The 23,207-nt window shown below is 36.6% G+C and carries 21 protein-coding genes; 9 read left to right on the forward strand and 12 right to left on the reverse strand.

Annotated features, from left to right (window positions below; all coding sequences use genetic code 11):
• Nucleotides 1-20: 20 nt before the first annotated feature.
• From ACJVDK_RS05490 to ACJVDK_RS05500, 3 genes are all read right to left on the reverse strand, one after another.
• Nucleotides 21-398, reverse strand: coding sequence for an STAS domain-containing protein (locus ACJVDK_RS05490; RefSeq protein ID WP_443939284.1), 378 nt, complete (start codon nt 396-398; stop codon nt 21-23).
• Nucleotides 399-437: 39 nt separating this feature from the next.
• Nucleotides 438-1,385, reverse strand: a complete 948-nt coding sequence (locus tag ACJVDK_RS05495) for a phosphoribosylaminoimidazolesuccinocarboxamide synthase (RefSeq protein ID WP_443939285.1) — start codon at nt 1,383-1,385, stop codon at nt 438-440.
• A gap of 148 nt (nt 1,386-1,533) precedes the next feature.
• Complete coding sequence (locus ACJVDK_RS05500) at nt 1,534-2,493, reverse strand: PhoH family protein (protein ID WP_443939286.1); 960 nt, start codon at nt 2,491-2,493, stop codon at nt 1,534-1,536.
• A 103-nt stretch (nt 2,494-2,596) separates the two neighbouring features.
• Between ACJVDK_RS05500 and ACJVDK_RS05505 the strand changes: the two genes are divergently transcribed.
• Both ACJVDK_RS05505 and ACJVDK_RS05510 read left to right on the forward strand, forming a co-directional pair.
• Complete coding sequence (locus tag ACJVDK_RS05505) at nt 2,597-3,394, forward strand: SAM hydrolase/SAM-dependent halogenase family protein (RefSeq protein WP_443939287.1); 798 nt, start codon at nt 2,597-2,599, stop codon at nt 3,392-3,394.
• A 69-nt stretch (nt 3,395-3,463) separates the two neighbouring features.
• Nucleotides 3,464-4,000 carry a hypothetical protein gene (locus ACJVDK_RS05510; protein ID WP_443939288.1) on the forward strand — a complete coding sequence of 179 codons (537 nt, stop codon included), beginning with the start codon at nt 3,464-3,466 and terminating at the stop codon, nt 3,998-4,000.
• Between the two features lie 176 nt (nt 4,001-4,176).
• Here ACJVDK_RS05510 and ACJVDK_RS05515 read toward each other — a convergent pair whose 3' ends face one another.
• The 9 genes from ACJVDK_RS05515 to ACJVDK_RS05555 form a co-directional block, all read right to left on the reverse strand.
• Complete coding sequence (locus ACJVDK_RS05515; RefSeq protein ID WP_443939289.1) at nt 4,177-5,127, reverse strand: D-2-hydroxyacid dehydrogenase; 951 nt, start codon at nt 5,125-5,127, stop codon at nt 4,177-4,179.
• A gap of 70 nt (nt 5,128-5,197) precedes the next feature.
• Nucleotides 5,198-6,268 (reverse strand): 3-phosphoserine/phosphohydroxythreonine transaminase, encoded by a 1,071-nt coding sequence (serC, locus tag ACJVDK_RS05520; RefSeq protein ID WP_443939290.1) that lies wholly within the window; start codon nt 6,266-6,268, stop codon nt 5,198-5,200.
• A 136-nt stretch (nt 6,269-6,404) separates the two neighbouring features.
• Entirely contained in the window at nt 6,405-8,828 is a 2,424-nt protein-coding gene (locus tag ACJVDK_RS05525) for a TonB-dependent receptor (RefSeq protein ID WP_443939291.1), read from the reverse strand.
• 53 nt (nt 8,829-8,881) lie between these two features.
• Nucleotides 8,882-9,553, reverse strand: a complete 672-nt coding sequence (rpe, locus tag ACJVDK_RS05530; protein WP_443939292.1) for a ribulose-phosphate 3-epimerase — start codon at nt 9,551-9,553, stop codon at nt 8,882-8,884.
• 170 nt (nt 9,554-9,723) lie between these two features.
• Nucleotides 9,724-11,859, reverse strand: coding sequence for a polyribonucleotide nucleotidyltransferase (pnp, locus tag ACJVDK_RS05535; protein ID WP_443939293.1), 2,136 nt, complete (start codon nt 11,857-11,859; stop codon nt 9,724-9,726).
• 179 nt (nt 11,860-12,038) lie between these two features.
• Nucleotides 12,039-12,320 (reverse strand): 30S ribosomal protein S15, encoded by a 282-nt coding sequence (gene rpsO, locus ACJVDK_RS05540; RefSeq protein ID WP_443939294.1) that lies wholly within the window; start codon nt 12,318-12,320, stop codon nt 12,039-12,041.
• A gap of 107 nt (nt 12,321-12,427) precedes the next feature.
• Nucleotides 12,428-13,387, reverse strand: a complete 960-nt coding sequence (locus ACJVDK_RS05545) for an MlaD family protein (protein WP_443939295.1) — start codon at nt 13,385-13,387, stop codon at nt 12,428-12,430.
• Nucleotides 13,388-13,526: 139 nt separating this feature from the next.
• Nucleotides 13,527-14,303, reverse strand: a complete 777-nt coding sequence (locus ACJVDK_RS05550; RefSeq protein ID WP_443939296.1) for an N-acetylmuramoyl-L-alanine amidase family protein — start codon at nt 14,301-14,303, stop codon at nt 13,527-13,529.
• Between the two features lie 5 nt (nt 14,304-14,308).
• A complete protein-coding gene (locus ACJVDK_RS05555; RefSeq protein ID WP_443939297.1) occupies nt 14,309-15,172 on the reverse strand; it encodes an N-acetylmuramoyl-L-alanine amidase family protein in 864 nt (287 codons plus the stop codon).
• A gap of 74 nt (nt 15,173-15,246) precedes the next feature.
• Here ACJVDK_RS05555 and ACJVDK_RS05560 point away from each other — a divergent pair, with 74 nt between their 5' ends.
• The 7 genes from ACJVDK_RS05560 (at nt 15,247) to ACJVDK_RS05590 (ending at nt 22,686) form a co-directional block, all read left to right on the forward strand.
• Nucleotides 15,247-17,907: a putative LPS assembly protein LptD gene (locus ACJVDK_RS05560; RefSeq protein ID WP_443939298.1), complete on the forward strand. Its 2,661-nt coding sequence runs from the start codon at nt 15,247-15,249 to the stop codon at nt 17,905-17,907.
• 7 nt (nt 17,908-17,914) lie between these two features.
• Nucleotides 17,915-19,168, forward strand: a complete 1,254-nt coding sequence (locus tag ACJVDK_RS05565) for a competence/damage-inducible protein A (RefSeq protein WP_443940032.1) — start codon at nt 17,915-17,917, stop codon at nt 19,166-19,168.
• 47 nt (nt 19,169-19,215) lie between these two features.
• On the forward strand, nt 19,216-20,550 hold the full coding sequence (locus ACJVDK_RS05570; protein ID WP_443939299.1) for a dihydrolipoamide acetyltransferase family protein: 1,335 nt from the start codon (nt 19,216-19,218) through the stop codon (nt 20,548-20,550).
• Nucleotides 20,551-20,578: 28 nt separating this feature from the next.
• On the forward strand, nt 20,579-21,190 hold the full coding sequence (locus tag ACJVDK_RS05575) for a hypothetical protein (RefSeq protein WP_443939300.1): 612 nt from the start codon (nt 20,579-20,581) through the stop codon (nt 21,188-21,190).
• Entirely contained in the window at nt 21,191-21,682 is a 492-nt protein-coding gene (locus tag ACJVDK_RS05580; RefSeq protein WP_443939301.1) for a hypothetical protein, read from the forward strand.
• 168 nt (nt 21,683-21,850) lie between these two features.
• Nucleotides 21,851-22,210, forward strand: a complete 360-nt coding sequence (locus ACJVDK_RS05585) for a DUF4180 domain-containing protein (RefSeq protein WP_443939302.1) — start codon at nt 21,851-21,853, stop codon at nt 22,208-22,210.
• Nucleotides 22,207-22,686: a GNAT family N-acetyltransferase gene (locus ACJVDK_RS05590; protein WP_443939303.1), complete on the forward strand. Its 480-nt coding sequence runs from the start codon at nt 22,207-22,209 to the stop codon at nt 22,684-22,686. Before ACJVDK_RS05585 ends, ACJVDK_RS05590 begins: the two co-directional genes overlap by 4 nt.
• Nucleotides 22,687-23,207 lie beyond the last annotated feature (521 nt).

Raw genomic sequence — 23,207 nt, forward strand, 5'->3', positions numbered from 1 at the left:
ATTAATTTAATTTCATTTTTTTACTTTTCGCCCCTAAATTCTTTCTCCAACTCCTCCATAAAAATAAAATCAGTTGCTTCTTCAATGGTATTTACACAAGTAATCGATTGAAAGATATTTGAAAGTTCAATTATATTCGCGATTTCATCGTTAATCCCTGTTACAATAAACAAACCACCTGCAGCTTTACACAATCTATCGCCAACTAATAAACAGCTTAAATCTTGTGCATCATCGCACTCTTTTACAAAGCTTAAATCAACAATAATATTTTTAAAACCTTCTGCATTTAGCAAATACAATTCCGATTTTACACCAGGTGCATTCTCATTCGTAAAATTAAATTCCTTTAATTTTAGGGTTACATATTTATCGTGCTTATCAACTGAAAACTTCATCTCTAACCTTATTTATTCTACTAATGTATGAAATTCTTTTTAAGAAAAATTTCCCAAAGCATTTAAAACATTTGTTTCGATACGTTTTGCAATCGAATCAGCGTCAGCTTTCACAAACTTTTCGCCTACAATTTGCTCATATAATTCAATGTAACGTTCTGAAATAGAATTCACTATTTCTTCCGTCATTATCGGCACTACTTGTCCGTCTTTTCCTTGAAAACCATTTTCAATTAACCATTTACGGACAAATTCTTTTGACAATTGTTTTTGTGGTTCGTTGTTGTCTTGACGTTCTTGATATCCCTCTGCATAAAAATAACGTGAAGAATCTGGCGTATGAATTTCATCAATTAAATAAATGATTCCATCGGCTTTGCCAAATTCATATTTGGTATCAACCAAAATCAATCCACTTTTTGCGGCGATTTCGGTACCGCGTTGGTACAAGGCATAGGTATATTGCGCTAACTTTTCATAATCAGCAAGTGAAACAATACCTTTTGCTAAAATATCTTCTCTAGAAATATCCTCATCGTGCCCTACCGATGCTTTCGTAGTTGGTGTAATGATGGGCTGAGGTAGTTTATCGTTCTCTTTTAATCCTTCGGGCAATGAAACACCGCAAACAGTACGTTTACCGGCACTGTATTCGCGCCAAGCATGACCAGCCAAGTATCCTCGAATAACCATTTCTACTTTAAAAGGTTCACAGATACGTCCGATGGTTACCATTGGATCTGGAACAGCTAATACCCAATTTGGTACAATATCTTGCGTTGCTGACAAAAATTTAGCAGCAATTTGATTTAATACTTGACCTTTAAAAGGAATTGCTTCCGGTAAAACCACATCAAAAGCCGAAATACGATCGGATACCACCATGGCCATGTATTTATTGGCAATGGTATACACATCGCGTACTTTACCTTTGTAAAAACTGCTCTGATTTGGAAAATTAAATTGGGTTTCTTTTAGTGCTTTCATGAGGCTGTAAAAATAGGAAAAAAGTCGGAAGTTGGAAAGGCGAACAACCGTACTAGAAGGGCTAATTTATTTCGCACAAAATCAAGGGAATTGATCTTAAAACAAAAAACCTCCGAATGTAAAATCTGATTCGGAGGTTTTCTATATTTTATTGAATATCGCCGTAGGCTTTTAAGATATCTTTCACCAATTTATGACGAACCACATCTTCTCCACTCAAATAAATAATATCAATTCCTTTGATTCCATCGAGAATACGCAAACCGTTTTGCAAACCTGATAATTGTTTTTTAGGTAAATCAACCTGCGTAACATCTCCCGTAACAATAAATTTAGCTGTTGGTCCCATACGTGTTAAAAACATTTTGAGCTGCATATCGGTTGCATTTTGCGCCTCATCTAAAATCACAAAACAATTATCTAATGTACGTCCACGCATAAAAGCTAAGGGTGCAATTTCGATCGTTCTGTTTTCGATGTAGAATTTAAGCTTCTCAGCCGGAATCATATCATCCAAGGCATCATAAAGTGGGCGTAAATACGGATCAATCTTCTCTTTTAAATCACCTGGTAAAAAGCCCAAATTTTCTCCTGCTTCAACTGCCGGACGCGTTAAAATAATCCGCTTTATTTCTTTATTCTTTAAGGCACGAACTGCTAGAGCAACTGCGGTATAGGTTTTTCCGGTACCGGCAGGTCCTATAGCAAACAAAATATCGTTCTTAGCGATACTGCTTACCATTTTACGTTGGTTGGCCGTGCGTGCTTTTACTAAAAGTCCGTTGGTTCCGAACACAATTACTTCTCCACCTCCACCGGTAGGTTCTGCAATAGTCTTTTTTTCAACACCAACAGCCTTCGCTCCTAGAATAGATTCGACATCGTTATTACTTAACGAACTATAATTTTCAAGATGCTGTACCAAATTTGTAAATTTCTCTTCAAACAACTTAAGTTCCTGTTCATCACCGAGAACCTTCACATCGGTACCTCTTGCTACAATTTTTAACTTAGCAAAAGCGCCTTTAATCATTTCGTAATTTTCGTTATTCGGACCCCAAAATTGGGCCGGACTTACGTTCTCAAGGGTTAATTTTAATTCGTTCAATTTGAGTAATTTTTAAGTTTGCAGGCCTAATATTAATTAAAATTTGAATATTTGCAGTCGCTATTGCGTGTAAGCAAGAATAAGCATAAATATTGATTTTTTAATGGGTATAATTACTTTAACAACAGATTTAGGTTCAAAAGATTTTTATCAAAGTGCTCTCAAGGGTAGTTTGTTAACACTTATGCCATCTGCCACTTTAGTTGATATTACCCACGAAGTTCCTTCTTTTAATATTTCCTATGCTGCTTTTGTTTTAAAAAATGCATATCCGTATTTTCCTGCAAACACGGTTCATTTAATTGGTATCGATTCTGTTTTTAGTGAAAATACACGTTACTTAGCTGTTCGACACAAAGATCACTTTTTTGTAGGTGCCGATAATGGGATTTTCTCTTTGCTTTTTGATGAACAGCCAGACGAAGCGGTCGAATTAAATATTATGCAAGATTTGAAATACTTGCATTTTCCCTTGGTAGATATTTTTGTAAAAGCCGCTACGCACTTGGCGAAAGGCGGTAAATTATCAACCATAGGTTTACCTGTAGAAGGAGTTGAGCAAAGAACCCTTTTACACCCTGTTATAGAGAAAGATACCATCCGTGGAAGTGTTGTATACATTGATACTTTTTGCAATGTAATTACCAACATTACCAAAGAGCTTTTTACCAAAATTCAAAAAAACCGCGACTTTACCCTGCACTTTAGAAAGAGCGAAACCATAACCCAATTAAGCTGGCACTATAACGAAGTTGCCGAAGGCGAAAAACTCTGTTTATTTGGTATTAGTAATCATTTGGAAATTGCCATTAACAAGGGAAAAGCAAGCGGATTATTGGGCTTGCATTTGGGAGATATTATTCGCGTGGAATTTCACAACAAAAATAAAAACCTGCATTAAGGAAGAGATTCTGTAGAATTTCCTAGGCACTTTTGAAAACAACTTTATCGGGTTGATTGTTAGTCATGCATGAAGGCTAAATTAATTCTACTAATCATTTCAGTTTCCTTAACTTTCAGTGCCAAAGCACAAAACGACAGCAGCACCTATGAATTACAGCGCACAAAAGTAAATCAATTGTTAAGGGAACGTAGCAACCGATTTGGAAAATATGACGAAAGCTTAAATCAAAAAACAGGTGTTTTTGGTTGGCAAACCAAAAAAGACATTAAAAATTCAAATGAAATTCTGCGGCAAATTGTATTAACGGACAACCTGATTTTCAAAGAATTAAAAACTTTAATGGAATTCAAAGATTTACAAAATCAGCAAAAAGTAATTCAATCTGACCAAGCGTCTGAACGTATAAACGGATATCAGATGACTATCAAAAAACTACAAGAGCAAAATGCTTCATTAAAACTGCATGCTGAAAAAAAAGGCACAAATATTCCAGCATTTTTAAATGTATTTTTACTCCTAGTAATTGCAATAGGATGCTTCTATTATATCTTCAAGTTAAAAAGAAATGAAAAAATTAGTGTTCAAAACCTTGGTAAAACTTAATAAAGTGCTTTTACCAAGTTTATATAAAAAAGACCCCTCAAAATTGACGCAGGTACAGAAGATTATATTGGGGTACCGATATTGGGTATTAACGAAGGCTTTAGATTAGTTGATCTATTCTAACCCTGTTGAATAATAATTATTCAACAGGGTTAGCTTAAAAAAGACCTGATATTTTATTTTTTAAAATGATCAATAATTAGATTGGCCAATTCAGTACCAATACGTTCTTGCGCTTCGTTGGTAGAAGCACCAATGTGTGGTGTTAATGAGATTTTCGGATGCGTTAATAAATCAACCAATGGAGTTGGCTCATTATCGAATACATCTAAACCAGCAAAAGAAACTTGTCCGGCATTTAATGCAGCAATTAATGCAGGTTCATCAATGGTTCCACCACGTGAGCAGTTCACAATTCCTACACCTTTTTTCATTTTCGCAAATTCGGCTTCACCTAAAATAGGTTTATCTGCAAATGGTGTATGCAAGCTAATGAAATCACTGTTTGCAATCACTTCATCAAAAGAAACCGTTTTAATTGGCACACTTACCGAAGCACCTCCTTGAAAATCTAACGTGATTTCAGTTTCCAATGGATATAAATCATAGGCTAAAACATTCATTCCTAAACCTAATGCTACCTTAGCGGTTGCACGGCCAATACGTCCAAAACCTACAATACCAATTGTTTTACCACTTAATTCAGTTCCTTTTGCGTACGATTTTTTTAAAGCATTAAATTGTGTTGCGCCTTCAACCGGCATTTTACGGTTTGAATCTTGCAAGAAACGGATACCGGTAAATAAATGCGAGAAAACCAATTCTGCAACCGATAAAGAAGAAGCTGCAGGTGTATTTATTACATTAATACCTTTGCTACGTGCATATTCCACATCGATGTTATCCATTCCTACTCCACCTCTACCAATTAATTTGATATTTGGAACTGCATCAATTAATTCCTTTCTTAACTTGGTCGCACTGCGAACGGTAATGGCATCGTAGTTTTTTAAGGCCTCGGCTAATTGATCTTGTGGTATGGTTTCTGTATCTACCTGAAAACCTGCCTTCTCTAATAATTCTTTTCCGATCGGGTCTATTCCGTCGTTTGCTAATATTTTAATCATGATAACTAACTATATGATATACCTCTTCAATTTTTGTGATTCAAGAGGTTGTAAATCTAAAGGGTTTGTATTAAGCGCTTTCGTATTTTTCTTGGAACAACTGCATAGCATCCACTAAAGCATGTACACTTGTGATTGGCAAAGCATTGTACATCGATGCTCTAAAACCACCCACACTTCTATGGCCTTTAATACCAATAATTCCATGTTCTTCTGCAAATTTCAAGAATGGTTTCTCCAATTCAGGATTTTCCATTACAAAGCAAATATTCATTTTTGAACGATCTTCAACCTTACACGTTCCTTTGAACAATGGGTTACGATCAATTTCTCTATATAAAGCTTCTGCTTTTTGGATATTTTCTTTTTCAATTTGTGCTACACCACCTTTTGATTTTAACCAACGTAAATTTAACAAGGCTACGTAGATAGAAAATACCGGCGGAGTGTTGTACATTGAATCGTTATCGATATGCGATTGATAATTTAACATCGATGGAATTTTGCGGTCTAATTTGCCTAAAATTTCATCTTTTACAATAACAATGGTAACACCTGCTGGCCCCACATTCTTTTGCGCACCTGCATAAATTAAATCGAATTTAGAAACATCGATTACGCGACTCATGATATCCGAAGACATATCGCTTACGATAGGAACGGTAGTTTCGGGTAAATCGAATATTTCGGTTCCGTAAATTGTGTTGTTGGATGTATAATGAAAATAAGCACTATCTGCCGGGATTACATAATCCTTCGGGATGTAGGTGTAATTTGCTTCTTTCGAAGAAGCTACTACATTCACGTTACCAATTAATTTCGCTTCTTTTAATGCTTTGGTTGCCCAAACACCTGTATCTAAATAACTAGCTGTTTGACCATCGCCAAGCAAATTCATCGGAACCATTGCAAATTGTAAACTTGCACCGCCTTGTAAGAATAAAACGGAGTAACCCGATGGAACATTTAACAATTCCTTCACCAACTTTTCAGCCTCAGCTACTACTGCTTCAAACTCTGAAGTTCTGTGCGAAATTTCTAAAATTGACAATCCATCGTTAAAATCTAAAACAGCCTGTGCGGCTTGTTTGAACACTTCTTGAGGTAAAATACAAGGGCCTGCTCCAAAATTATGCTTCATTTTATATATCTTGTTTTATGCTTCAAATTTACTGGTTTACACTAGAACTGCATAAACAAATCTCACTTTTAAAATAGCATTATGATAAAAAAAAACGCACAAAATAAACTTTCTTTATCATTTTAATAATTTTCTGCTACTGGGTCTTAAACTTTACAATGAGCTTTAAATTGAATTGCCTACTGGTTAAATAATTGGGTATAGCATATTGCACATTATCCACATCCTTAAGCCATAAATACGATACTGTATTATTGATATTTAGCAAGTTAAACACCTCGAAAAACAGAATGAATGAATCAAAATTATTCGCTAGAAAGTGCGGTTTATGCAAAGCAGCATCATCCAAAAAATCTTTAGAAAAACCAATATCCACTCTTTTATAGGCTGGGATATAATATTTATCCAAGTAACGTGGGGTTTGATACGGACCAATGGGCAAACGAGAGCCGTAGAGTAAATTTAAATGCACCTTATACGTGGGGCTGTTTAGCAATTTATCTTGAAAGAAAACCGAAAAATTAACCCGTTGGTCGGTAGGCCTTTTGATATATCCCGGATAATAGGTCTGGCCATTTACAGTATACTGATCATTCGAAATATCTTCCTTCGCGCGCATTAAAGAAAGCCTGAAATACGATACCAAGTCTTTCACAAACTCGCCACCAATACTAAAATCGGCTCCATAGGTCACCCCTTTTGACGTTTCATTTGCCAAGTATTTTATCTGTAAATTATCAATTTTATACGGGATTAAACGATTTGAATATTTGAAATATGCCTCGGAAGTAAACTTTAAACGCGTTCCAAAAGCATCAAACGCATATTCATAACCTGCGGAGGCATTGTAAGAACTCTGTGCTTTCTGATTGAGATTGAGCGTACCGTCTATATTTCGGATAGTACGATACGAAGGTGGTTGCTTATAAACTCCTGCTGATAAACGATAAATCTTATTGTTGGAGCTAGGACGAAATGCCAATAACATTCTTGGACTAATCAACACCTGTTTACTTAAGGAATTATAGGTTGCACGCGCACCCAATTGCAATTCACTATGACTAGTAATGGAATAACTATCTTGAATATAGGCGCTGAAATTCGAAATTGACACCTTATTATGCGCATTCACAACCTCCTGAAGTACAATATCCTTGGTCGTGTTCGGCAAAATATACCCGGCAGAATCGGTATAATTATAACTGTTCAATTGATCGGAATAAATGGATTTATCGAAGCGCAATCCCCAAGAAAAAACATGGCTATTGTAATTTTGATCCACCTTTAATTCAGAAGACATCATTTGCGTATTTAAGCTGTTTCGCCCATAGTTGTAATAGCTGCCAATTCCTCTATTTTTATGAACCAAACCAACATCCTCCCCAACAAGAGTGGGACCAACTTCATCAAAAACATATTCTCCCTTGACATCAAATCGTTCACGTTCTATCGTGTTAAAATAACTCGTAATCCATTTCATCACAGTATTTGGTTGAGGAGAAAAAATAGCCGTAACCGCTCCTCCAGCCGTCTGATAATCGTCTATTTCTTGCCCCGTGTAATCGACATTGAGGCGTAACGTTGTATTGAGCGTTCCAAATTGGGTTTCTCTGCTGGTAGGGATTAATTTAAATTGTCCTAAATTACCCAATGCAAATGCATTTAAACTAAATTTTGCGTTAAAATGGTATTGATACATCAGCTGCGCATCGCCAAAATTTGGCTGATAACTCCCTTTTTCATCTTGCTTAATCAATACACTTGAATTATTTTTATAGCGTAAACCGGCCAAGAAAAACCCATTTTTCGATTTTCTTTTAAAGGACAAGGAAGTATTTAATAAACTAGTCGTGAGAACTATCTGATTGCTATCAGGCCGTTCATATTTAACATCCAAAACAGAGGATAATTTATCGCCATATTTTGCATCGAATCCACCTGCTGAAAATTTTGCCTTGCTAACCAAATCTGGGTTGATAAAACTTAATCCCTCTTGTTGACCATTGCGAATCAGTACGGGCCTAAACAATTCAACATCATTGATATAAATTAAATTTTCATCAAAATTACCCCCGCGCACGCTGTATTGTGCGCTCAATTCGTTATTGGTTGAAACGCCAGGTAAGGTTTTCAGCATGCTTTCAAAATTACCGGATACGAGCGGCATAGCATTTACGTCTGCAATGTTTAAGGTCAGGGCGTTGCTTAATTGATTCTGTTTATTGGTAATATTCACCTGTTCCAGTTCATTGGCATTATCCATCAAATAAACATGCTGAACCTTGCGGGATCCAGCCTTCTCGTTAAACTTAATTATTTGTGGTTGATACCCTAAAAGTGAATATTTTACAGTGAATGTTTTTGTTTTAGAATAAAGCGTGTAGTTCCCGTCTTGGTCAGTACTGGTCGAGATATTTTGCCCCATTACCAGGATACTTACTTGTGCCAACGGTTTTTTATTGCTGGAGTAAACAGAACCCGAAATACGCACCAAAGGTTGGGCTGAAGCCATGCTACATCCAGCAACTAAGAGGAGGAGTATGAGCTTCAATTTTAGCATAAATTGATTAGTTTTTTTCACTAAAACAGGTGCTAAACATACTATATAATGGATTATATGTTTACAGAACCACGTGTCAAATGCTTTATTTCGGCAATGGTTTCTTTCTGATTTTCACTGTAAAAAATAGCGTTTCCGGCCACGAAAGCATTAGCGCCAGCCTGCACGAGTTTCGCTATATTTTGTAAACCCACACCCCCATCAATTTCGATAATTAAATCCTCGTTAATACCTTGTGCCATTCTTCTGAGCGTTTGTATTTTCTGATAGGTTTGATGAATAAATTGCTGACCGCCAAAGCCGGGATTCACCGACATGAGTAACACCATATCTAAATCTTCCAACACATCCGTTAATAATGAAACGGGTGTATGCGGATTTAATGCAACACTTGCTTTACAACCGCTTAGTTTTATGGCTTGAATGGTACGGTGTAAATGTGTACAAGCTTCGTAATGTACCGTAATACTATCTGCGCCAGCATTTGCAAAGGACTCGATGTATTTATCTGGTTCAACAATCATTAAATGTACATCGAGTGGTTTGGTTGCATGCTTTTTCACTGCAGCCATTATGGGAAAACCAAAAGAAATATTGGGTACAAAAACACCATCCATCACATCAATATGAAACCAATCGGCCTCACTTTCATTAATCATCTCTATATCCCGTTGTAGGTTGCCAAAATCGGCAGAAAGTATGGATGGGGCAATCATGTATTTCATGTACTTCTCTGTTTTTATAGATTTGGTTCTCGCACGCAACTATTTTGATTTGCGTTGATGCAAGTTACAAATTCCTACTTAAACATACATCACGAGACGCAAAAAACCCTTTCAGCAAAAACTGAAAGGGTTCTGTATCAGGCCTAATGCCTAAAATAAAATTGCTTTAATTACGCTTGTGGCGCAGCAGGTTTTTCTGGCTTAGGTAATAAAACTTTACGTGAAAGCTTCATTTTACCTTGCTTATCGATGTCTAATAATTTAACCTCGATTTTATCGCCTTCTTTCAATACACCATCCATGGTTTCTAAACGTTGCCATGAGATTTCAGAAATATGTAATAAACCATCTTTACCTGGCATAATCTCAACGAATGCACCAAATGGCATAATTGATTTTACTTTTCCTTGGTAAATCTCGCCAATTTCTGGTTTTGCTACAATGTTACGAATACGGGTAACAGCTGCATCAATTGAGGCTTTGTTATCTGCGAAAATCTCTACGATACCTTTTCCATCTACTTCTTCAATTGAAATAGTAGCACCCGTTTCGCGTTGCATTTCTTGAATAATTTTACCGCCTGGACCAATTACTGCACCAATAAATTCTTTATCAATTGTCAACGATACAATACGTGGTGCATGTGGTTTATAATCATCGTTAGGTTGGCTAATGGTTTTACTCATTTCACCTAAGATGTGTAAACGACCTTCTTTCGCTTGTAATAAAGCTTTTGTTAAAACTTCATACGATAAACCGTTGATTTTTAAATCCATCTGACAAGCAACAATACCGTTTTCAGTACCTGTTACTTTAAAATCCATATCTCCTAAGTGATCTTCATCTCCTAAAATATCTGACAGGATAGCGTATTTGCCGGTAGTCTCGTCGGTGATTAACCCCATTGCAATTCCTGACACAGGTGATTTGATTTTAATACCTGCATCCATTAATGCTAATGTACCTGCACAAACAGTTGCCATCGAAGAAGAACCATTTGATTCTAAAATATCTGATACCACACGGATTGTGTAAGGGTTTTCAGCACCTTGAGGCAATACTTTTTTCAATGAACGTTGTGCTAAGTTACCGTGACCAATCTCACGACGACCTGCTCCTCTGTTTGGTCTTACTTCACCTGTTGAGAAACCTGGGAAATTATAGTGCAATAAGAATTTTTGGTATCCATTAAAGAAAGCACCATCAATCATTTGCTCATCATCTTTACTTCCTAATGTTACGGTAGTTAAAGATTGTGTTTCACCACGTGTAAAAACAGCTGAACCGTGTGCTGCTGGTAAATATCCTACCTCGCTCCAAATTGGACGAACTTGTGTTGTTGAACGACCATCTAAACGAATGCCTTCATTCAACAATAAGTTACGTACAGCATCATACTGTACATCGTGGTAATAGTGTTTTGCTAAAGCTTTGGTTAAATCAGCAGTATCTTCAGGCATAGCCTCTAAGAACTCCGTAATTAGCGCTGTAAAAGCAGCAGAACGTTCGTCTTTTGTTGAACCTGACTTTGCAATCGCATACACTTTATCGTATGTATCAGCATAAACTTTACTTTTTAATTCATCGTCGTGATCTTCGTGATTATACGTACGTTTTACAGTTTTACCTGTAGCTTCCGTTAATTCAAGTTGAACAGCACATTGTTTTTTAATTGCCTCGTGCGCAAATTTCAATGCTTCTACCATTTCTTCCTCTTGAATTTCATCGCACTCGCCTTCTACCATCACGATATCGTTTGCAGAACCCGCAACCATGAATTCTAACGTTGCACGCTCTAAATCGCTTGCGTATGGATTGATAACCAAGTTACCGTCAATTTTAGCTACACGTACTTCAGAAATTGGTCCATCAAAAGGAATATCTGAAACTGCTAAAGCAGCTGAAGCAGCTAAACCAGCTAAACAGTCTGGCATTATATTTTTATCTGCAGAGATTAAAGAAATCATTACCTGCGTATCTGAGTGATAATCAGAAGGGAACATTGGGCGTAAGGCTCTATCTACCAAACGAGAGATTAATACCTCGTAATCTGATAAACGTGCTTCACGACGTAAAAATCCACCTGGAATACGGCCAGTAGCCGCATATTTTTCTTGATAATCAACTGATAACGGTAAAAAATCGGTACCTGGTTTCGCACCTACTGTTGATACTACTGTTGCTAACAACATGGTATCACCCATCTTTACAACTACCGAACCATCGGCTTGTTTTGCCAATTTACCTGTTTCAATTTCTACAATTCTGCCATCGCCCAAATCGAACGATTTTTTTATTACATTCATTTAAATAGAATTATGGTGTGTTTTCCTCTTTCTACACACCGTTGTTTATATATGTTTTTGTTTTTGCAAACGAAGATAAGATTAAATACGGCTATCTTTTCTAATTTAATAGAAAAAAAACAACTAAATATAAAAAGCCATTCTCTAAAGAATGGCTTTTTGTTGATAAAATTCGCTTATTAGTGTTTAATGATATCACGAAGCTCTAAAGCTTTGATGATAGCACGATAGCGCTCAATATCTTTTTTGTATAGGTAAGCCAAAATACCGCGGCGTTTACCTACTAATTTTTGAAGTGCTAACTGAGTTGAAAAATCTTTACGGTTTTTCTTTAAGTGCTCAGTTAAGTGCGCAATACGGTATGTGAATAACGCTACTTGACCTTCTGCAGAACCAGTGTTGGTTTCTACTTCGCCGTGTTTTTTAAAAATTTCGGCTTTCTTTTCAGAACTTAAATACATTCTTGAATAATATTAAAGTTAATAATTAATTAATTTGCCTGCAAAGATACATCTATTTTTCCATAGAATCAAGCTTAGCGCAGACAAACTTTTTTTTGCTAAGTTACTTATTTTTCGTCTTTTAACTTACTTCCTCCACCAAATACCGAGAAATGAACGTAACGTGATGGGTGTGCTTTTAAATCGATCATTAAATTATCCAGATTTTTTGCAGCATTATTTAAGTTATCGTACATCTGGCTATCGTTCAGTAATAAACCTAAACTACCTTTACCTGTTTTAATTCCGTTTATGGTTGCTTGTAAATCGGCAATTGCTTTATCTGCATTATCAATGGTTTGTTTAAAATTGGCAGCAGCAAATTTATCTGTAACCGTATTAATGTTTGCTAAAATGGCGGTAATTTTTGCATTGTTGTTATTCAAATTAGCCGTAATACCTTCCACGTTTTTAAAAATCGCATCAATACGCGCACTTTCCGTTCCTACCAATCCATCTACTTTCTTAGAAGTACTTTCTAAAGATGCTAAAGTTCCAGCAATACTGTTAAAGCTTTGATCGATATTTTTCTGAAAATTCGGATTTAAAATATTGTTTACGCTTGATAAAATAGAATCCATTTTACCAATAATCAGCTCCGCTTTTTTCTGAATAGGCTGAACTTGTTCCATTAAACCTTTTGAAACATTGGCATTTAGCGTATCGTTACTAATTGCCATTTTAGTCGAGTTACCCAATTCCATTACGATGGCTTTACTCCCTAAAAGGTCTGTACCTTCTAAACGGGCAATACTGTTCTCCGGAATTTCGTACTCACTTTTAATGTTCAAAGTAGCCAAAATTATTCCATCTGGCTGCAATTCTAATTTGGATACACGCCCTATTTGAAATCCGTTGATTAATACCGGTTTTGAGACCGTTAAACCATCCACCCGAATATATTTGGCGTACAATTTAGTTTCCGACGAAAAAATGGAATTTCCTTTTAAAAAATTATATCCAATTATGAGCACTGCAATGGCGAATGCTGCTAGTATGCCTACCTTCGTTTCGTTCTTAATTTTCATGTGTAATGTTATTTATTTGGCCACAAGCAGTGCTGTAAAACATCTTCTTGTTTAAGCGTTATTTTCACGGTGCAAGCATCCGTATTTTTATTTGTTAAATTGTCTTATTAAGGTAAACAATTATCATCTATTATGCCAATTATTTAACATCCACCATTTTTTTATAGCTGGCGATTGCTAAAAAAATAGCATCTACTACCTCCTTCTGCCCTTTATCCGAATTAATATATTTTTCTTCTTCGGTATTGGAGATAAAACCAATCTCCGTTAAAACGGCAGGCATTCCGCATCTTTGCAGCACCAAAAGCCCTTGCTCTTTCACACCTCTCGTTGATCGGTTGTACTGTTGTACATAATTATTTTGTACTAATTTGGCAAATTTAATGCTTTTATCGCGAAACGCATTCTTTAATAACGATAAAAGAATAAATGTACTCGGATCGTTCGGATCGTATCCATCGTATTTGCTTTTATAATTCTTTTCCAGCTTTATATCGGCATTTTCACGAATAGCTGCATCTTGTTCATTTAAACGATGCGTACCTGCGACTAATGTTTCCACTCCTTTAATGTTTTTATTTCCGGGCGGCATGGAGTTGCAGTGAATGGATATAAATAAATCGGCATTCGCATCGTTGGCGATTTCCGCCCTACGGTATAAATCAACATCCACATCCGTTTTACGGGTAAAAATTACTTTGACCTGTGGCATATCTTCTTCTAAGCGTTTGCCTAATTTTAAAGCAACTTTTAAAGCTACATCTTTCTCTTTCGAAAACTTACCTGCAGCCCCCGGTTTTCTTCCGCCATGCCCCGCATCAATTACAACCGTCTTTACCGTGTATTTTTGGGCAAAAGCCTGGTTGATTAATAAAAAAAAAGCAATCGAAAGGGATAAAAGGAGTGTTTTCTTCATATAATTTAAAAAGTTGATTCGGCTATTCTCTTATAGTTTTTAATTGCTTTAATAATGCCGGAAACAATTTCATTTTGTCCTTCAAGCGAATTCATATAATCTTCCTCATCCGGATTACTTACAAAACCTATCTCCGTTAACACGGCAGGCATAGCGGCACGCGCTAAAACGGCTAAACTTTTTTCTTGTACACCCCTGTTAACGCGTCCGGCATTTACATATTCTTGTTGCAAAAAGGATGCAAATTTTAAACTACGTTCGCGGTTGGTTTGTTTCATTAAAGAAAGCATGATGTCATTTTCAGGCGTATTGGCAATGAATCCCTCATAATTTTTTTGATAATTATCCTCTAAAAACATAGAAGCATTCTCGCGCTTTATCACCTCATCTTGCTCATCTAAACGTCCTGTTCCTGAAACAAATGTTTCGGTACCTCGCGTAGAAGTACTTTTTACTTTTGAATAGGTATATACCGGAACTTTCTTTCCTTTCACTTTTTTATAATAGCTAAGATTTTTAACTGTTCGAACCGGCATATCATTTAAGTGGATAGAAATAAACAAATCTGCTTTCGCATTGTTTGCGATATTAATTCTTTCGTAGAGTGGAATAAATACATCTGTTTCGCGCGTATAAATAATTTTTATGTCGGGCAAACTATCTTTTATGGCTTTTCCAAGATTAAGAGCCGTTTTTAACGCAACGTCCTTTTCCTTCGAATAAACGCCGTGTGTGGCTCCATCCTTACCCCCATGACCAGCATCTATAACAATTGTTTTAATTTTATAGTCCTGCCCAAAAGCCTCATTATCAAGCACATTAAAGATTAAAAAAGAAATAAAAAGGGTAAAAATTGTTTTAAGATACATCAATGCTATATTTTTCACTAATTTTGAACGTTTTTGATTAAACATTAGTGCAAAAATAACATTCAAATACGAATTTGAAACTTCTTAAGAGCTCTATTTTACTATTTTCTGTCATTTTACTAACGCATGGTGTTAGTAAAGCGAATGTAATACCTGCTATTTTATACCAGCAAATCATCCAATTAGATTCAGCTAAAAAGGATACCACCAAAATTGATACAGCTAAAAAAAAGGCTAAAAGCAATAGCGATATCCAAGCAAAAGTGGAATCTCGAGCTGATTTTATTAAATTTAAAGCAGATTCAGATTTAGTTGAACTGCAAAAAAATGCCCGTGTAATTTTTGGAGACTTTCAATTGGATGCAGATTATATTCTATTCGATAAAAAAAAGAACACTGTTTTTGCCAAAGGACTTATCGATCCTAAAACAAAAAGGTATTCTGGACGACCTATTTTTAAATCTGGTTCCGAAGGAACGGTCATTGCCGATTCTATTTTTTACAACATCGGCACAACCCGTGCAAAAATATATGGTGTTTTTTCTGAACAAGAGGGTGGCTACTTTTCTGGCGGACAAAGTAAAAAGCAAATTGACGATGAATTACACGTAAAAAATGTAATGTATAGCACCTGTAATTTGCCTCACCCCCATTTTGGTTTAGTAATTTCCAAGGGTATTGTTACGGAAAAGCAAATCATAACAGGCCCCGTGTACATGAAAATTGAAGACATTCCTACCTTCCTGGGTTTACCTTTTGCTTTTTTCCCTAAACCCAATAAACGAACATCCGGGGTTATTCTTCCTACCCCGGGCGAGGACGCTACGCGAGGTTTCTTCTTGCAACAAGGCGGATATTACTTGGGCCTGAACGATTACTGGGATGCGAAAATCTTAGGATCTATTTATACCAATGGATCCTATGAAACCAGCCTTTTAAGTAATTATACTAAGCGTTATAAATACAACGGTAACCTGAATATCTCATACGCTAGTTTTAAAAACGGTTTAGAAGGAACTGAAGCCTTTAAAAACCCAAGGAAAAACTTTAGTATTTCTTGGAACCATACCCAAAATGCTAATGCAAACCCAGGAACCAACTTTTCTGCGAGTGTGAGTTTGGTATCCAGCGGTCAATCCGGTTACTATAAAAATACAGCAGCAGGGACTTCTTATGATATTCAAGCAATATCTACGAATTCAACCGCTAGTAGTGTGAGTTACTCAAAATCTTTTGCTAGTGGGATAAATTACTCGTTGGCAGGCCGTGTTGATCAAACACTTAGCACGCGCTCCATTGCGATTCGTTTACCCGATGCATCCTTTAACGTACCCACCTTTAGCCCTTTCGATTCTAAAAAACGTGTGGGTGAACAAAAATGGTATCAAAAAATCAACATTGGTTATGCCATGCAGGCAAGCAACGGTATTGACACATACGACAGTTTGTTGTTCAGCGATAATGGTTTGAGTAAACTAAAATCAGGTTTCCAGCATAACGTTCCAATTTCGATGTCATTTATGGCCTTTAAGTACTTAAACTTTAGTTTAGGAGGAACCTACAACGAAGTATGGAATTTCCAAAGCATTCGTAAAACATATACCACGTTCGATGACGGAACCTATACCTCACGATTGGATACAGTTGCAGGCTTTAGACGTGGCGGAAGTTATAATCTATCTACCAGCTTATCGACCAAAATATACGGACGACGAGATTTCAATCCTGAAGGCCGAATTAAAGCCATGCGACATGTAATGACACCAAACATGTCATTTTCGTACTCACCTGATTTTACAAAGGCTGGCACAGGGCCTTTCCTAGCAGCTATTGATCAAAATGGCAATCCTATTGTAGATCCTTACACGAAGGAACCTTTAACCTACAACATTTTTGAAGGAATGGCTTATTTGGGTTCATTTGGAGCTAAATCGGCGGCTATTGGCTTTGGTGTAGACAATACCGTCGAGCTAAAGGTGCGAGATAAGAAAGATACCACAGGTTCAGGTGAGCGCAAAATCCCAATTATTCAAGGACTAAGCTTAAATGGATCCTATAACTTTTTAGCTACAACACATAAATTATCGAACATCTCATTTAGCGGTCGCTCCCAATTCACCGATAAATTGGGGCTTAATTACAATGGAAATTTCGATCCCTATGCGCTTGGTATAGACAGTTTAACCAATACTGTTTATAGAACCAACACGTATACTTGGAAAAATGGTAAAGCACCTAGATTGACCTCTTTTGGTTTTTCTTTCGATTACAGTTTAAATCCAGATGCATTGAGGCGAAAAAATGAAACAAATGACAAACTAGGCGCAGGAAAAGATGGATTATCAGATTTGGACGCTAGTAAATTAGCGGCCATAAGTCGCGATCCAAATGCTTTTGTCGACTTTAACATTCCATGGAATTTCTCTTTCTCATACAGCTTTCAATACAGCAATGATTTAGGTACAAGCCGCATCAGTAATACCCTAAATTTTAACGGCGATTTAAATTTAACACCTAAATGGAAAGTAACCTTTAGCTCTGGTTACGACTTTGAAAACAACGGCTTAACTCCAATGAACTTGGGTATTTACCGCGATTTGCATTGCTGGGACATGAGCGTAAACTGGGTTCCTTTCGGTGCTTACAAAAGTTACAACGTAACCTTAAAAGTTAAAGCTTCTATTCTACAAGATTTAAAACTGAGCAAAAGACAAGGTTTTTACAACACTTATTAAAAACATGATGTTAGCCGAAATTATTACCATAGGCGATGAAATATTAATTGGACAAATTGTTGATACCAATTCGGCCTGGATGGCGCAACAATTAAATTTAATTGGCATCACCGTTAAGCAAATTTCATCCGTTTCCGATAGTGCCGAACATATTACCGAAGCATTGCAACTGGCATCTACACGTGCTGATATTATTTTAATTACGGGAGGATTAGGTCCCACAAAAGATGATATAACCAAGCATACCTTAGCGAAATATTTCAACATGGGTTTTCGCAGAGATGAAGCCACCTTAGAAATTGTTAGCAACATCTTTGCAAAATTCAACCGCCCCCTACTCGAAATAAACAAGCAACAAGCCGATGTTCCGGAAGGTTGTGAAGTTATTTTAAACAAAATGGGAACCGCACCTTGCATGTGGTTTGAGCATGAAGCAAAAATTTTTGTTTCCATGCCCGGCGTTCCTTTTGAGATGATGTATTTGATGGAAGAAGAAATCCTTCCAAAACTAAGCAAACGCTTTACCCTACCTTCTATTTATCATAAAAATATTTTAACAGCTGGAATCGGCGAATCCTTTTTGGCAAAGGAGATTGAATCTATCGAAAATGCTTTACCCGAACACATCAAATTGGCCTATCTACCCAAATTGGGTCAAGTTCGTTTACGCTTATCCGCCACAGGCGATGATGAAAACACCTTGATAGATGAGGTAACGCAATTTGCCAATCAGATTGTTGCTCAGGTGGAGGATTATGTTGTAACGGATGAAGATATACCGCTTGAACTTGCTATTTTAAGAAAAATGGCGGCTTCTGGATTGACACTTTCTACCGCTGAAAGTTGTACAGGAGGATACATTGGGCAGCAACTCACCCAACATGCAGGAAGTTCGCAAGTGTATTATGGTGGGGCAATTAGTTATTCTAATACCTTGAAACAATCAATTTTAGGCGTAAAAGAATCCACTTTACAGGCATTTGGAGCTGTGAGTGAACAAACTGTGACTGAAATGGCGCAAGGTGCATTAGCACATTTTAAAACAGATTATGCTATTGCAACGAGCGGAATTGCCGGCCCAGATGGAGGCACTCCGGAAAAACCTGTCGGGACCATTTGGATTGCAATTTCTTCAAAAGACAAAACAATCGCTAAATTACTTACGCTCAGCAATAAAAGAACACAAAACATAGAACGAACAGCCGTTGCCGCCCTTACTCTTTTGCTAAAACTGATTAAAGAAGCACATGGCAACAAATAAAATCCGTATTTTTGCGGCATTACCAATATAAAATACTGTAATTTAATATGGCTCAATACGAATTATTGTTACCAAAAATGGGTGAAAGTGTTGCAGAGGCAACTGTAATTAAATGGGTAAAACAAGTAGGCGACTCAATTGAGTTAGACGATACCATTTTAGAAATTGCTACCGATAAAGTAGATTCTGAAGTACCCTCACCTGTAGCAGGAAAATTGGTAAAACAATTCTTTCAGGAAGATCAAGTAGCGCAAGTAGGCGATGTTATTGCCCTTATTGAAACTGCTGGTGACAACACAACAATATCAACTCCTGTAGTAGAAGAAACTAGCGAAATTGAGGCGATTCAAGTGCCCGGCATCGCACAATTGCCCGAAACACCTGTTATGGTGACGGCAGATTTCTCTGCTAGTAATCGTTTCTACTCTCCATTGGTAAAAAGCATTGCCACACAAGAAAACATTTCATCAGCAGAACTCGATACTATTCAAGGTTCAGGAGCCGATGGCCGTTTAACCAAAGATGATTTATTAAATTATATCAGTACAAAAGGAAACACAACCACTGCTCCAACAAGCGTTTCCACGCCAATAGTTGAAAATAAAGTAGCTGAACCAGTTGCTAGCCCTGAAAAAGAGGCACCAGCAAAAACAGTTTCATCAAGTGTAAGTGGTGGAGATGAGATAATCGAAATGGATAGAATGCGTAAGCTAATTGCTGATCACATGGTCATGAGCAAAGCAACCTCTCCACATGTTACCTCTTTTGTAGAAGCCGATGTTACCAACTTGGTACTATGGCGAAACAAAGTAAAAAGCAGTTTCGAAAAACGTGAAAACGAGAAAATAACCTTCACGCCTATGTTTATTGAAGCGGTAGCAAAAGCAATAAAAGACTTCCCAATGGTTAACGTTTCTGTAAATGGCACACAAATCATCAAAAAACGTGATATCAACATTGGAATGGCTGCTGCCCTGCCAAGTGGAAACCTAATTGTTCCCGTTATTAAAAATGCCGATCAATTAAATCTGGTAGGCTTAACCAAAAGTGTAAACGATTTGGCTTCAAGAGCAAGAAATAGTAAGTTAAAACCTGATGAAACCCAAAACGGTACTTTTACATTAACCAATGTAGGGTCATTTGGTAACATTATGGGTACTCCTATTATAAATCAACCGCAAGTAGCCATTTTAGCGGTAGGTGCCATTAAGAAAAAACCAGCTGTATTGGAAACCGAACACGGTGATGTGATTGCCATCCGTCATATGATGTTTCTTTCTCTATCGTACGATCATCGCGTGGTAGACGGTTCTCTGGGAGGCATGTTTGTGCGTAGAGTAGCCGATTACTTGGAAAGTTGGGATTTGAATAGAGAAATATAAATGTAGATTATAGCCCGTAAAAGACAACATGCTAGATTCAATTCTAAAAACAATCATTAAAAATAATACACTGCATGCCAAGTGGTTAAACACACTATCTTACATGGAAAATGCAGGTGCAAAAAAGATATCAGCATCAGAGCATAAAGAAAACGTAAACCTGATCATCTTGAAACATGCAGCGGAAGAACATCGTCACGCATATTACTTAAAAAAGCAAATTGCTAAAGTAGATGAGCAAGGCTGTAAAACGTATACAAACGCAGAATTACTGTCTCCTAATTATACCAAATATTATTTACATGCCCTTGATATTGAAGTATGTAGATATTTAAAAACTACTTTTAGCTTAAGTGGGTACGATTTGAAATTTGCAGCCTACTTATTTGTAACATATGCTATCGAAGTTCGTGCCGATGAATTATATCCAATCTATCAAGCTGCACTTGACGAAGCCAAAAGCAAAGTGAATGTGAAATCGATTATCCTAGAAGAAGAAGGGCATTTAGAGGAAATGATTAATCAATTGGTTGGCTTTGCTCCTAACTGGGAAGAACATGCGGCAGAAGTGATCGAAATAGAAAAAAAACTGTTTAATAATTGGGTTGCTGCGTTGGAAATAGATTTGGAAATAAAGTAAATGAACGGGCTTAAAAAGCATAGAGGACTTAAGCGCTACTACAAAAACCTTGCATCAAAAGTTGACGATTGGTCTGGATTAAATTTTATCGACCAAAAATTTGCTTGGTTTGACCTATGGCATACTCATTTCGACTGGTTTGGTTATGGCAATCATAGTTTTGACAAACGAAAGCCACACCTCGACAAACTTTTCAGACATTTCGAATTACTTAAACAAAAAGCCCCGGAACTAAAAACTGACTATCAAATTTGGGCGACAATACTCGATAACGACAGCGCTAGTGATGCCCTATATCTCCATACACCAAATCCGAATCGCGACAACTTTCCTTTGGCATTAAATAAATTAAAATCGGAAAATACGTTGACTAACCAAAAATTGATTAAATATTTAGATGAACTAGATGGTTTTGAAAAGCTCTATGGAGAAGCTGAGGAAGCTTTCTGTGTTGTATATAAGAAAGATGTGGGTCTAACAAACTGGCTATAACAACAGGTTCAAGTTAAGCCTTGGGCAAAGTGCGAACACAAAAATTTGAGGCCATTTATTTACCTTAGTACTGTGGGGGTTGGTGTAAGAAAATTTAGGCTCAACTTAAACCAGCAAAACGTTATGTATCAAGCAACTACAATCACAAAACGACAGTAATCAGACTAAATGAAAATTGAAACTCACAATATAAACGACATAAAAATAGCCGAAATTATTACGGACGAAATTATTTTAAGAACCACCGAAGACGGATTAGAATTATTGGGTAACCTGTACTATCAAGGGTTTGATAAAATCATTATTCACGAAAAGAACATTACCCCCGACTTTTTTGATTTAAAAACTAAAATCGCAGGAGATATACTTCAAAAATTCGCGCAATATAAAATGCCTTTGATAATTGTTGGGGATTTTTCAAAATTTAAAAGTAAGAGCTTAAATGACTTCATTTTCGAAAGTAATAAAGGAAAACAAATCAATTTTGTTGGCTCTCAATCGGAAGCAATAAAAGCATTGACAAATTGAATAAACAGCATTTCACAGTTAGACAAGGGCAAACAAACGACTTGACAGAACTACAAAAATTGTTTGTGGAAACAGTAAAGACCATTTGCACCGCTGACTATGACGAACAACAAATCGAAGTGTGGACTTCGGGCGTTGATAACAAGCAACGTTGGGGCGAAATAATGACAAAGCAATTTGTTTTAGTTGCTCAACACGCAGACAGAATTGTTGGCTTTGCGACACTTGACAACGGAAATTACATTGACCTTTTGTATGTTCACAAAGATCACCAACGACAAGGAATTGCACAACGACTACTTGACGACATTACAACCGAAGCAAGACGGCTAAAACAAATGAGATTGACTTCTGACGTAAGCAAAACTGCAAGATTGTTTTTTGAAAAAAATGGCTTTAGTGTTTTAAGAGAACAAACTGTGAATAGAAAAGGAATAAAATTGACAAACTATAAAATGATTAAATCGCTTGACTAAATGCCCGAACACATAACACGGGTTTACCTACGGTGAGCTCGCAAGCTAGGTTTGCGTCAGACGGGCTGACATGCAAACTTGGTGCTTCGTGCTTTTACTCAACCAATTTATCCAATTTAGCGCCAAAAAAAGGTACGAATAAAAAAGATAGCTAGACGCAGGCAAATATCCGAAAATTTAGTCTAAAGAATGCTACACTTAAAAAAAATAACCTTTTCTTCATTATAATTAAAGCAATTTAAATAGCTTATCAAACGTTTGTTCTAAAAAAAAAGAACGTATTCAACTATACCCATACTCCATAAAAAACAAATCACCCTTATTAGGCTTTATCCGCAAAAAAAAAGTGTTTACACACTTTCAGAAAGCAAACGTTTGCGTTGAGTTTAACGCGTTGTTTTTATTCTCATCTAGTAACTTAAACGTTAGAATAAGGCTAGAACTTAACCTTTACAAGTGGCGTCTTTTGCTTGTAAATGCCTATTTATAAAATATTCCGTTGGAAAAATTATGCTATCAAT

Source organism: Pedobacter paludisoli, assembly GCF_052344095.1.
Lineage (GTDB): Bacteria > Bacteroidota > Bacteroidia > Sphingobacteriales > Sphingobacteriaceae > Pedobacter.